Origin of the sequence: Marinobacterium zhoushanense (assembly GCF_014641945.1) — a bacterium.
Taxonomy (GTDB): domain Bacteria; phylum Pseudomonadota; class Gammaproteobacteria; order Pseudomonadales; family Balneatricaceae; genus Marinobacterium_D; species Marinobacterium_D zhoushanense.
In genome coordinates this window covers 278308-289749 of record NZ_BMIJ01000006.1, presented here as the reverse complement: position 1 = coordinate 289749, position 11442 = coordinate 278308, and the positions used below count along the sequence as shown (strand labels likewise).

11 protein-coding genes are annotated in these 11442 nt (G+C 57.1%); 4 read left to right on the top strand and 7 right to left on the bottom strand.

All coding sequences use genetic code 11. The annotated features are described in order from the left end of the window. The first annotated feature begins 34 nt into the window (after window positions 1-34). Window positions 35-310, top strand: coding sequence for a hypothetical protein (locus IEX40_RS15510; protein ID WP_188749903.1), 276 nt, complete (start codon window positions 35-37; stop codon window positions 308-310). A gap of 100 nt (window positions 311-410) precedes the next feature. On the opposite strand, the gene IEX40_RS15505 is transcribed toward IEX40_RS15510, so the two are convergent. From IEX40_RS15505 to IEX40_RS15480, 6 genes are all read right to left on the bottom strand, one after another. Further along, window positions 411-596: a hypothetical protein gene (locus tag IEX40_RS15505; RefSeq protein WP_188749901.1), complete on the bottom strand. Its 186-nt coding sequence runs from the start codon at window positions 594-596 to the stop codon at window positions 411-413. A gap of 149 nt (window positions 597-745) precedes the next feature. Next, entirely contained in the window at window positions 746-1843 is a 1098-nt protein-coding gene (gene hemH / locus IEX40_RS15500; protein ID WP_188749900.1) for a ferrochelatase, read from the bottom strand. A gap of 109 nt (window positions 1844-1952) precedes the next feature. Further along, window positions 1953-2462 carry an META domain-containing protein gene (locus IEX40_RS15495; protein ID WP_229680789.1) on the bottom strand — a complete coding sequence of 170 codons (510 nt, stop codon included), beginning with the start codon at window positions 2460-2462 and terminating at the stop codon, window positions 1953-1955. Between the two features lie 143 nt (window positions 2463-2605). After that, entirely contained in the window at window positions 2606-3799 is a 1194-nt protein-coding gene (fabV, locus tag IEX40_RS15490; protein WP_188749898.1) for an enoyl-ACP reductase FabV, read from the bottom strand. A gap of 85 nt (window positions 3800-3884) precedes the next feature. Then, window positions 3885-4658, bottom strand: coding sequence for an ABC transporter permease (locus IEX40_RS15485; protein ID WP_188749896.1), 774 nt, complete (start codon window positions 4656-4658; stop codon window positions 3885-3887). Next, a complete protein-coding gene (locus tag IEX40_RS15480; protein WP_188749894.1) occupies window positions 4655-5311 on the bottom strand; it encodes an ABC transporter ATP-binding protein in 657 nt (218 codons plus the stop codon). Before IEX40_RS15480 ends, IEX40_RS15485 begins: the two co-directional genes overlap by 4 nt. A gap of 147 nt (window positions 5312-5458) precedes the next feature. Here IEX40_RS15480 and IEX40_RS15475 point away from each other — a divergent pair, with 147 nt between their 5' ends. From IEX40_RS15475 to IEX40_RS15465, 3 genes are all read left to right on the top strand, one after another. After that, complete coding sequence (locus tag IEX40_RS15475) at window positions 5459-5890, top strand: MaoC family dehydratase (protein ID WP_188749892.1); 432 nt, start codon at window positions 5459-5461, stop codon at window positions 5888-5890. Window positions 5891-6016: 126 nt separating this feature from the next. After that, on the top strand, window positions 6017-6550 hold the full coding sequence (locus IEX40_RS15470) for a 2-thiouracil desulfurase family protein (RefSeq protein WP_188749890.1): 534 nt from the start codon (window positions 6017-6019) through the stop codon (window positions 6548-6550). 52 nt (window positions 6551-6602) lie between these two features. Continuing rightward, entirely contained in the window at window positions 6603-8315 is a 1713-nt protein-coding gene (locus IEX40_RS15465; protein WP_188749889.1) for a proline--tRNA ligase, read from the top strand. Here the strand turns inward: IEX40_RS15465 and IEX40_RS15460 are convergent. Beyond that, the gene (locus IEX40_RS15460) at window positions 8308-11400 is read right to left on the bottom strand and encodes a putative bifunctional diguanylate cyclase/phosphodiesterase (RefSeq protein ID WP_188749887.1); all 3093 of its coding nucleotides are present in this window, start codon (window positions 11398-11400) and stop codon (window positions 8308-8310) included. The two genes, IEX40_RS15465 and IEX40_RS15460, sit on opposite strands and share 8 nt — an antisense overlap. Window positions 11401-11442: the final 42 nt, after the last annotated feature.

Here is an 11442-nt window from a genome sequence, read left to right as displayed (position 1 = left end):
ATTAAAGCGCTCAGCGCGCGAAGGAGGCCCGAAGATGCTGACCTATGAAGAGTGTCTGGCGATGTCTGACCTGACCGAAGAGGAGATTGCGGCCATCGCTGAGCATGAGCATATGGATACCATGATTGCGATGGCACTCGGTCACTATCTGGTCACCCATAACGGCGAGCAAAAGATCAGGGATATTATCCTTGATGATATCGCCGAGGCACGACACGCCGGCAACACCGAAAGAGAGAGAGTACTAAGAGCAGTACTCCAGCATTTCATCGCCACCCATCCGGAGCACGGCCGCTCAAGCGTGGCCTGACCGGAAAAAGGAACATGAATGCATAACGCACACGCCCCGCATATGCGGGGCGTGTCTGCGGTCACAAAGATTAAATTCTTCGAAACGGCTGAGATACCGGTCAGTGCACCGACACCTCATACTTCTTCTGGATCGCAATCAGCGCCGGTTGAATATCCAGGGGGGCGTATTTCATCGCCTGCTCGAAAAGCTCCTTATTCTCTTCTGATAGCCGCTCCTCCTCAGTCATGGCTGAGAGTTTACGCATGGCTTCCATAAATTTTGGATGGGGAGTGGTATTGCTCATGATGCGGCCTCCTTTGCAGGGTTAAGGGCTGCGAGCCGTCGGCAGAATCACCGATGCCTACCCCTTTATTTTGCACATGCGGCGCATCTCGGCAATGCCGTTCTATTCATTTTGTTGCGATCGCGATGATTTGGCTCCCATCTGGCCAATCAGTACTCAGCACCAGCTGCCTGTGCACGCACTTGACGCCGAGCCGAGTCCTTTTTCCCCAGGCTCAACCAGTCCGCAATCTGTGATCGGACCAGCTGTTCCAGAGCATCGATGTGCTCCACCCGGTCATTGAGCGCCGGGATATAGCCATAGCGCTCTCCACCTGCGCTCAAGAAGTAGTCGCGATTCTCGACACCAATCTCCTCGATCGTTTCCAGGCAATCGGCAGCAAACCCCGGGCAATAAACCTGAACCGATTTGACGCCAGAGGCAGGCAAGGCTTTCAAGGTTTCATCGGTGTAGGGTTTCAACCACTCCTCGCGACCAAACCGGGACTGAAAGGTTGTCATGCAAAACACTTCATCCTCCCCCAGCCGATCGGCCAAGAGCCTCGACGTTGCCTTGCACTCGCAATAGTACGGATCCCCGGAATGCAGATAACGTTCAGGTACGCCGTGGTACGAGAGCAGCAGGCGGTCCGGCCGCCCATGCTGCTGCCAGTACTGTTCTATCGACACCGCCATCGCCTCGATATAGGCCGGAAAGTCGTGGTAGTGGGAAACGAAGCGCAAATCCGGCAACCAGCGCCGCTGGGTGAAGTCCGCCGCCAGCGCGTCAAAGGTCGATGCCGTCGTTGCGGCGCTGTATTGCGGATAAAGCGGCAACACCAGCAAACGCCTGACACCCTGTTCCTGCATGCGCTGAATGACCGTTTCTATCGACGGGTTTCCATAGCGCATCGCGAACTCGATCACGACCGGCAATCCCTCAGCCTCAGAAAATCGTTCGGCCAACGCCTCAGCCTGAGCATGGGTATGCAGGAGCAGTGGGGATCCACGCTCCGTCCAGACCTGACGATAGGCTTCCGCCGAGCGCCGAGGCCTGGTGTTGAGTATGATACCGTTAAGAATCAGCCACCAAAGTGGCCGTGGCAGCTCCACAACCCTTGGATCCCAGAGAAACTGCTTCAGGTAGCGGCGCAACGCCTTCGGAGTCGGCTCATCAGGGGTACCAAGGTTGGTCAACAGCACCCCGATACGATCCTCCCGCTGATGACTGTAACTCTTGTCTGCACCTTGAACACTGCGATACTTCATAACAACGACGCCTCTCCGGATGGCGAATTGGGTGAGCCGGCGTAGTGTACTTAAACTACACCAGTCACGACCAGCCGCAGGGCCCGTTCCGTTTTCGCGCCAGGGCAGATCAACCGTGATAGGGCCCACTCTTGACGGAGTCGCTAATCGCCTGCGTGTTATCGGGGCGCATGCGTATCGGCAGAGCACCCTCTTCGAAGTAGAGCAACAGCTCACCATCCGCCGTCAACCTGCCGCTTCTCACACCGCGCAAGCGATTGAGCAACAGTGCCTCCTGAAACATGATCGGCTCAGCGCAAATTCGGCGTGTAACCCGCATCTCACCAAACAACAACTGACCTTCCCGGCCCAGCGCATAATCGCCGAGAAAACGATTGCAACCGGCCATGCCACCAACTCGCTGCTGTTTACCAAAAGCGATACGGGGTGAATATTGCCCCTGCACCTCTCGCGCTCCGATTGATGACACCACCCATTCACCCTCCAGCTGCTCAGCACTGGCAATGACCCTTCCGGGCGGAACGGAGATCTGGGCGGTTGATGAGGAGGTTCCGACACAGCCGGAAAGAACTCCGACTATTGGAAAAAAGATATAGGCGAGCATCGTCCTGATATTCATAGCCAACTCCTTTCGGCTCTAGTCAAACGGTCGTTCAATTATTGCACAGCAGCGATAATTTCGCCATCCGATCTGCCCGCCTCGCTGAGAGACAAGCAAATAGAAAAGGCGCCCTGAGGCGCCCTTTCCATACGGATTCGATATCAGATATCGATCACGTCAAATTCGACCACGGGATCGACATCGGCATCGTAATCGATACCATCGATGCCAAAACCGAACAGCTTCAGGAACTCATCCTTGTATAGCTGATAGTCGGTCACTTCGAACAGGTTTTCGGTCGTCACCTTGGGCCAAAGCTCCTGACAGGGTTTCTGCACGTCATCACGCAGCTCCCAGTCGTCCATACGGTAACGGTTGCCTTCGTCAAGCACTGCACTTTCGCCGTACAGCCCTGTGCTGAAAAGACGATAGACCTGCTCCATACAACCTTCATGCAGGCCTTTTTCACGCATTACCTTGAATACCATCGACAGGTACAACGGCATCACCGGTATTGCCGAGCTGGCCTGCGTGACAACAGATTTCAGAACCGCCACATTGGCCTGACCACCCTCTGCTGACAGTGCGGTATTCAGCTCGCTGGCAGCACGATCCAGATCCTGTTTTGCCTTGCCCAGGGCACCATGCCAATAGATCGGCCAGGTGATTTCCGTGCCGATATAGCTATACGCGACGGTTTTACAACCAGGAGCCAGCACATCCGCCTCTTTCAGCGCCTGAATCCACAGCTCCCAATCTTCACCGCCCATAACGGTCACGGTATCGGCCACCTCTTGATGGGTCGCCGGCTCGACTTCCGCCTCGATGATGCAGTCCTTGTTGGTGTCGATCGCCGTGGAGCGGTAAGGCTCGCCGATAGGCTTCAGCGAAGAGCGTACAACTTCGCCGCTGTCCGGCATTTTGCGCACCGGAGACGCCAGCGAGTAGACCACCAGGTCAACCTGACCCAGATCCGCCTTGATCAGATCAACGGTTTTCTGCTTCGCCTCGTGAGAGAACGCATCGCCGTTCAGGCTCTTCGCATAAAGCCCCGCCTCATGCGCAAGACGCTGGAACGCGGCAGCGTTATACCAACCCGCAGTACCCGGTTTTTTCTCGCTGGCCGGCTTTTCGAAGAACACGCCGATGGTCGCCGCGCCGCTACCGAAAGCAGCGGCGATACGTGATGACAGGCCGTAGCCACTGGAGGCCCCGATCACCAGTACCTTTTTAGGACCATTTTCCAGCGGCCCCTGAGCCTGGGTGTACTCGATCTGCTCGCGCACGTTCGCTTCGCAACCGGCCGGATGAGTAGTGGTACAGATAAAGCCTCGGATTTTCGGTTTGATAATCATCGTCAGTCGTATCGGTGTCCAGTGAATTTAGAGGCGGCTAAGATACCCCATTTCCGGGTTTGATAACACAATATCCGGAAACGTCTTAGAGCCGGAGTTGATCGAAACGGGTAAAGCAACGGCGCAGAATCAGGTTCACAACGATCAGCGTGCCCAACGCCGTTGCGCCTACCAGCATCAACATCACCAGTATCTGGTAACGAATCGCTTGTTCAGGATCGACGCCGGCCAGGATCTGCCCACTCATCATGCCCGGTAATGAGACCAGGCCCACCGTCATCATCGCGTTGACCGACGGAATCATACCCGCCTTGATCGAGTCCCGACGCAGTCGCTGAGAGGCCTCCTGCCAGCTCCCACCCAAACTGAGGATCAGCTCAACTTCGGCCCGCTGCTGTCTCAGACTGCTCAGCAACCGCTCCAGCGACAGCGAGATCGCGGTCATCGCGTTACCGGCAATCATGCCGCCGAGAGGTATAAAATATTGCGGTCGGTACCAGGGCTCAACCTGGATCACCAGGCTGGTTACCATCGATGTGATCAACGTAAAAGTGACCGCCATCGACACGAAAGTAGGCCCCATAATCGCCACCTCCGACTCGTCGACCCGGCTGTGTATCGCCTGTGCCGCCCAAAACAGCATCCAGAGATAGAGCAGCAGGATCAACAGCGGATGTTCGAGATCGAAAATAAACTGCAACACGTAGCCGACCAGGGCCAGCTGCAGAAACGTGCGCACTGTCCCAACCAGCAGGTCTCGCTCCATCCTGAGCTGATAGTAGAGCGAAGCAGCCGCAGCCAGCAGAATAAACAGCAACGACAGCAGTAACTGCCCCCAACCGATCTCGATAACGCTCATTCAACCAGCTCCAGCCGCGCTTGGTTCAAGCGGTATTGGCGCCCGTACAGGTCCGGCAACCCCTGGTGACTGACAATAATTTGCGTCATGCCTGCCGCCCCCGCCTCGGCCAACACCCTGACAACCAGCTGAGCGTTCTCCTGGTCAAGCGACGCGATCGGTTCATCACACAACAGCACGTCGGGAGTCAGCATCAGCCTTTGTAACAGCGCTACGCGGGCTTTCTGCCCGGGCGACAGCCGTGTAGCGTTAGATTCCAGATCGATATCAAGATTTACGCTGGCCAGGGCGTCACGAAGGCGGTCGTCACTGAACTGCATCCCCTTATAAACCCGTAACGACAAGCCTAAACACAGGTTGTCGCGCACACTTCCCTCCAACATCACCGGCGTTTGTGGCAGATAGGCCATCGTTTTTCTAAGCTTAGGCATCTCCCAGCGTGCAGCCTGTTCACCCCGCAACCAAACCTGCTCCTCGTTACCGGGCTCCAGTGCACAAAGCCTTTTCAAAAAGGTTGACTTGCCACAACCGGAAGGCCCAGTAATCAGCAGCCGTTCCCCGGTCGCGATTACCATGTCGGTAGGCTCGAGCAACAAAGTGTCGTTGCGGCTTATTGCAAAACCGCGCAGTTCTATGACCGCTGCGTCCGTCATGCCTCCCCCTTCGCCATCCAGGCCCGTTGCGCTAAAATCCGACGAATATTGCATTGCAACATTTTGGCACTATCCTTCGCATCCTATTACACGCTCCATTAAGGATAGCGGTAGAGAATTTCACTATTACCTAACTGAGTACTTATAATGCACGACCAGCACGGCTACTACCTCGAAGACCTCGAGATCGGCATGAGCGAATCCTTTGCCAAAGTCATTTCGGAATCGGACGTCAACATGTTTGCGGAGATCTCCGGCGACAACAACCCTGTACATATAAATGAAGAGTACGCGAAGCAAACGGCCTTTGGCGGCCGTATCGCTCACGGCATGTTCAGCGCCGCACTGATCTCCGCCGTCGCGGGCACACGCCTGCCAGGTCCCGGATGCATATATCTGGATCAACAGATCAAGTTCAAAGCACCGGTACGCATCGGTGACACCGCCCGGGCAACAGTGACGGTCACCGATATCAATGTAAGACGTAAACGGGTTACCTGCCGTACCGATGTACATGTGGGTGAAAAACTGGTTGCCACCGGCGAAGCCACATTCATGGTAGACCCTCGCCCTGCCTGAAAATTGAGCACTCATGCTTGACGCCGATCACAGCAGGACCAAAGTCGATTTGTATCCGGTTGCAATCAGGGCTTAAAATTTGCCCGGCAGAATAAGAACAATAAAACAAACCGGAAGAACAGACTCATGGACAAGATACTGGTAAGTGCCTGCCTTTTGGGCGCACCGGTCCGCTACGATGGCGGACACAGCTTGATCAACCATCCAAAAATTGCCCGCTGGAAAAGTGAAGGCCGCCTTATCTCGGTCTGCCCGGAGGTGCTCGGTGGACTGCCGACACCCCGCCCACCCGCCGAAATTCAAAACCGATTTCCGATCCTGGTTACCACACGAGATGGACGAGACTTTACGCCGCAGTTCTTGGCCGGAGCCGAAATGGCGATGGATATCGCCCAGGAGTACAACGTCTGCTGCGCGTTGATGAAAGCGCGCAGCCCTTCGTGCGGCAACCGGACCACCTACGACGGCAACTTCACCGGCACGGAGTCCAACGCTCCCGGCATCACCGCGAACGAACTGATCAGAGGCGGCATACCGGTCTTCAATGAAAACGAGCTCGACGAGCTTATCGAGTTTATCGACTCACGCCCCCGCGACCCGCAATCGCGATTCAGCGACGAGCCGATTAATGACTATCACTACGGTTCGACTTGTGGCTGAGCTGCGCGCCCCATAAAATGGGTGCCATTTTTCATTTGGGACAAGCGGAGCCATGCGAGCAAGTCAATATCTGATCGCCACCCTTAAAGAGACCCCGGCCGACGCCGAGGTCATCAGTCACCAGCTCATGCTGCGCGCAGGCATGATCCGCAAAGTCGCCGCCGGGCTCTACACCTGGTTGCCGATGGGCCTGCGCTCGCTGCGTAAGGTGGAGCGGATCGTCCGCGAAGAGATGGACGCCGCCGGTGCCCAGGAAGTGTTGATGCCGGCTATCCAGCCCGCCGAGCTCTGGCAGGAGTCCGGCCGCTGGGAACAATACGGCCCGGAACTACTGCGTGTGAACGACCGCCATCAGCGCGAGTTCTGCGTCGGGCCCACCCACGAAGAGGTTATTACCGACCTGATCCGCAACGAGATCCAGAGCTACAAGCAGTTGCCGGCCAACTTCTACCAGATTCAGACCAAGTTCCGCGACGAGATCCGCCCCCGTTTCGGCGTTATGCGTTCACGCGAGTTCATCATGAAGGACGCCTACTCCTTCCATACCAGCCGCGACTCGCTGCAGGAAACCTACGACAAGATGTACAACGCGTACATCAAGATCTTTGAGCGCATAGGTCTGGATTTCCGTCCCGTTCTCGCCGATACCGGCTCGATTGGTGGCAGCTCCTCCCACGAGTTCCACGTGCTGGCCGCTTCCGGCGAGGACGATATCGCCTTCTCCGACAGCAGTGACTATGCGGCTAACGTCGAGCTCGCAGAAGCGCTGCCGGTAGGCGAGCGCGGTGCACCGTCCCAGGAGATGTGGCTGGTCGATACCCCCAATGCCAAAACCATCGCACAGCTGGTGGAGCAGCACGGTATCGCGATCGAGAAAACCACCAAGACATTGATCGTCGCAGCCAGCGATGAGATCGAAGCCGATTTCGTTGCCCTGCTCGTCCGTGGCGATCATGAACTGAATGAGATCAAGGCGGAAAAACTGCCTCAGGTGGCCTCGCCTCTGCGCATGGCCACTGAAGAGGAGATCCGCGCCGTGATCGGTGCCGGCCCCGGCTCTCTGGGCCCAGTCAACCTGCCGATCCCCTGCATCATCGATCGCAGCGTGGCAACCCTGAGCGACTTCGGCGCCGGCGCTAACATCGAAGACAAGCACTACTTCGGCATCAACTGGGAACGCGACCTGCCGACCCCGGAAGTTGCCGACCTGCGCAACGTCGTCGAGGGTGACGCCAGCCCCTGCGGCAATGGCAAGCTGGTGATCAAGCGCGGTATCGAAGTCGGTCACGTGTTCCAGCTCGGCAACAAATACTCCACCGCAATGGGTGCCACCGTCCTCGACGAGAATGGCAAGGCGATCACCATGGAGATGGGCTGCTACGGCATCGGCATCACCCGCGTCGTCGCTGCCGCCATTGAACAGAACTACGATGACAAGGGCATTCTCTGGCCCCAGAGCCTGGCTCCGTTCACTGTCGCGCTGGTACCGCTGAACTACGACAAGTCGGAAGCAGTTCGGGCCAAGGCGGATGAGCTATACGCCGCGCTGACCGAAGCTGGAGTCGACGTGCTGTTGGATGACCGCAAGGAGCGCCCAGGCGTCAAATTCGCCGACATGGAGCTGATCGGCATTCCACACCGCCTGGTGATCTCCGACCGCGGGCTTGGTCAGCAGACGCTCGAATATAAGGCTCGACGTGACGCCGAATCCCGCGACATTGACGCCAGCGAAGCGGTATCCTTCCTGCTCAGCCAGCTCAGCTGATCGATGAGAGGGGCGCGATCTCATCGTCGCGCTCCTCCCTCAACGGCCTCAGCACCAACCCCAGCGCCTCATCCGACAGCCAGGATTCCAGCGGCGCCGGTCGAGCAAAAAGATAGCCCTGATACAGAAACACCTTGTGCGCCTTGAGCCACTCCATCTGCTCCTGGGTCTCCACACCCTCAGCGATGACATGCATCCCCAACCCCTCAGACATGCGACCGACGGAGTTGACGATCGCCTTGTCCGGCTCTGAATGAGGCAGCTCGCGAATAAACTCGCGGTCGATCTTAAGGTGCTCTACCGGAAGGCGCTTAACGTAGGCCAGCGACGAATAGCCGGTGCCGAAATCATCGACGGCAACCCGTATACCCATTTCACGTAACGCCTGCAGCACCTGAATAACCCGTTCGGGATGTTCCAGGAACTGTCGTTCAGTGACCTCAAGGGATATCCAGCTCGGCTCACAGGCGGACTCGTCCAGAATCCTCAACAGCCGTTCAATGAAGCCGTTATCCAGCAGTTGCTGACCGCAGATATTGATCGCCACGCAGGAGCCTCCCGGAACACGCCGCGCCAGCAGCGACGCCGCGGAGATGGCTGATCTTAGCAACCAGGGCTCCAGCAACATGATCCAGCCGCTCTCCTCCAGCAGTGGGATAAAGCGATCCGGACTGATCAGCTCGCCCTGCTCGTCGCGCAGTCGCATGAGCGCCTCGAACTGCTCGATCCGCCCGCTGACCGCGTTGACGACCGGCTGATACCAGAGTTCAAATCTTGCTTCTTCGATCGCACGCTTCAGGTACTCTTCGAGATTCAGCTGCTCGCGGTTGCTATCGGCAAAATGCGGTTCGAACACGGACACCTGGCCACGCATCCCCTTGATGTTGTTCAGGGCAACCAGAGCCGCCTGCAACAGCGGCTCAAACTGGCGCGAATGCTCCGGCCAGTAGGCAATACCCGTAGAGAAACTGATTTTGATCAGCTGCCCGGCCAGCTCCATCGGTTCCACCATATGAGCCCTGATGGTTTCGATCTGCTCAAATACCAAGGCTTCATTGCCTTCACAGACCAGCACAAAACTATCCGCGCTTAGCCTGGCGACCAGAGCATTGGGTGCTGCCTCAACCAAGCGTCTGCTGAACTGCCGGATGGCGGTATCACCGGCGCGATATCCAAGGCTATTGTTGATCATGCGCAAGCGGTCGATATCGATCACCATCAACGCCAACCGCTTATCCGGCGCCATCAGCGACTCGAACTCCCGTGCCAACTGAACACGGCTGGCCATGACCCGCAGCAGATCCTTCTCCCCGAGCCGATTCAGCTGCTCTTCCGTTTCAAGGTACTGAGTGATATCGCGAACCGTCATCGCATAATGAATCACCCCCTGGTAATGACAGATACGATGCAGCACATAGTTGATCGTCCGAGCCTTTCCGCCTCGAACCAACTCCCCGCTACCCTCGGCCCGGGCTCCATCCTGACCGAGTCCGGCCATCAGAACGCGCAGATCATCATCCAGATGGAAACCCAGATCTTTAAACCCGATCGACGTATCCCCGGCATTTGCAATGCCCAATAGATCCTTTGCCCGTGAGTTTATGAACCTGATGGTAAGGTCAGCCTGCACCAGGAGAATCATCTCCTCCGATGCATTCAGGATCATGCCCAGCTCGAACTCCTGACGGCCGTGCGTATCGAGCCGGCCGGATTCCGAGAGTACGATCAGGTGATGAGGCTGGCCCCCGATCAGAAGATGGGATACGCAGGCGTGCAGCAACCTCGGCGGCTCTGAATCCACAATCAGCTCCGCTGGCCCAGCCCGTAGGTGTCCGTATCGGCACAGCTCAGGCAAGACCCTATGGACGGCAAAGGCGTCCTCCGCTTCCTCCAGGCGGCAATCCAACAAGCGACGGGCGGCATTGTTGCCTCTGACCAGGCGCTGTTCCTGATCGAACAGCAGCACGCCCTCGCCAAGCTGAGCGATCAACGACTCATTCTCTTTGGCGCGCACGTTCGCCTCTTGCTCGAACCGGCGACTGCTCATCAACGCACGCTCGACCTGAAACGACCGTCGCAACAACTGGATACAGAACAACAGCAGGGACACCAGCAACACCAGTGACCACAGCAGCTGCAGTAACGATTGCTCCCGGGGGAACAGTGATATGCTGTCGCGCATGATCACGAACCAGGGCATCGAGGGGGCATGCACGGCCAAGGTGGCCTGACTGCTACCATTGATGGGCTGAGCACTTAATCGCACCCTGGCCGACACTTCCCCTGCGGCCTGACTGATACTGATATAGAGATCTTGCTGAGGTGCGGTCTCAAACAGCGAGCTCGATAGCTGACCACGGGGCATTTCGTACCCGCTTTGCCAGTAGGGCAGACCACTGCTATCGATCAGCAGCCGCCCCGCGTTATCGGCCAGGAGCAATTCACCCGGTGCCAACTCCATCTCCAGTAGCGGCCCAAGCAGATAGTTCGCATCGACATTGAGCACCAGCATCCCATCGCCATCAAGCGCTTCGGCGCTGGCAAGCCGCAGTACGAAACGCACCATTGGCCTAAAAGGTCTCTCGATCACCCCCTGCTCAATATTGAGATCAAGCGGCGAAAGGTAGAGCTGCCCGGGCACCAGAGACTGTGCCTGGCGAAAATAGTATCGATCAGATTTGTCCTGCAATTCAGATGCGGGCACTACCAGCACCTCAGCGCCATGCACTCGATGGACCCGCACCCGCTCCCGACCCTGTTCATCCAGGTAACGCAGCTGTTGAAGATAGGGACGATCACCGAGGTAACGACGCCAGACCTGCTCCAACTCGGAGCTGTTGAGGTCAGGATTTGCCTGCTGCTCGCGAAATTGGGACCCTTGACCCAGGAAAATAAGATCGGAGTAAATGGAGTTGATCTGGCGAGAAATGGCATAGCCCGCGGCGACCGCCCGCTCGGCTGTCTGGCTAACCTGTATGTCCTTTCTTTGGCTATAGTCGAGCGCCCAGAACGCGATCATTCCGGTCAGGAAGAGCGCGACGACCGACAGTACACCCCAGGCTGCTGTTCTGGTTTTCAGCTGCATATATCCTTATGCTCCATTGCTGTACCGGATCCACGTACCTCC

Excerpts from the sequence above, each read along its gene's own strand:
- IEX40_RS15470 (WP_188749890.1), top strand. The coding sequence starts at position 6,017 with ATGGACAAGATACTGGTAAGTGCCTGCCTTTTGGGCGCACCGGTCCGC.
- IEX40_RS15480 (WP_188749894.1), bottom strand. The coding sequence starts at position 5,311 with ATGACGGACGCAGCGGTCATAGAACTGCGCGGTTTTGCAATAAGCCGC.
- IEX40_RS15465 (WP_188749889.1), top strand. The coding sequence starts at position 6,603 with ATGCGAGCAAGTCAATATCTGATCGCCACCCTTAAAGAGACCCCGGCC.
- IEX40_RS15485 (WP_188749896.1), bottom strand. The coding sequence starts at position 4,658 with ATGAGCGTTATCGAGATCGGTTGGGGGCAGTTACTGCTGTCGTTGCTG.
- IEX40_RS15510 (WP_188749903.1), top strand. The coding sequence starts at position 35 with ATGCTGACCTATGAAGAGTGTCTGGCGATGTCTGACCTGACCGAAGAG.
- hemH (WP_188749900.1), bottom strand. The coding sequence starts at position 1,843 with ATGAAGTATCGCAGTGTTCAAGGTGCAGACAAGAGTTACAGTCATCAG.
- IEX40_RS15475 (WP_188749892.1), top strand. The coding sequence starts at position 5,459 with ATGCACGACCAGCACGGCTACTACCTCGAAGACCTCGAGATCGGCATG.
- IEX40_RS15505 (WP_188749901.1), bottom strand. The coding sequence starts at position 596 with ATGAGCAATACCACTCCCCATCCAAAATTTATGGAAGCCATGCGTAAA.
- IEX40_RS15460 (WP_188749887.1), bottom strand. The coding sequence starts at position 11,400 with ATGCAGCTGAAAACCAGAACAGCAGCCTGGGGTGTACTGTCGGTCGTC.
- IEX40_RS15495 (WP_229680789.1), bottom strand. The coding sequence starts at position 2,462 with ATGAATATCAGGACGATGCTCGCCTATATCTTTTTTCCAATAGTCGGA.
- fabV (WP_188749898.1), bottom strand. The coding sequence starts at position 3,799 with ATGATTATCAAACCGAAAATCCGAGGCTTTATCTGTACCACTACTCAT.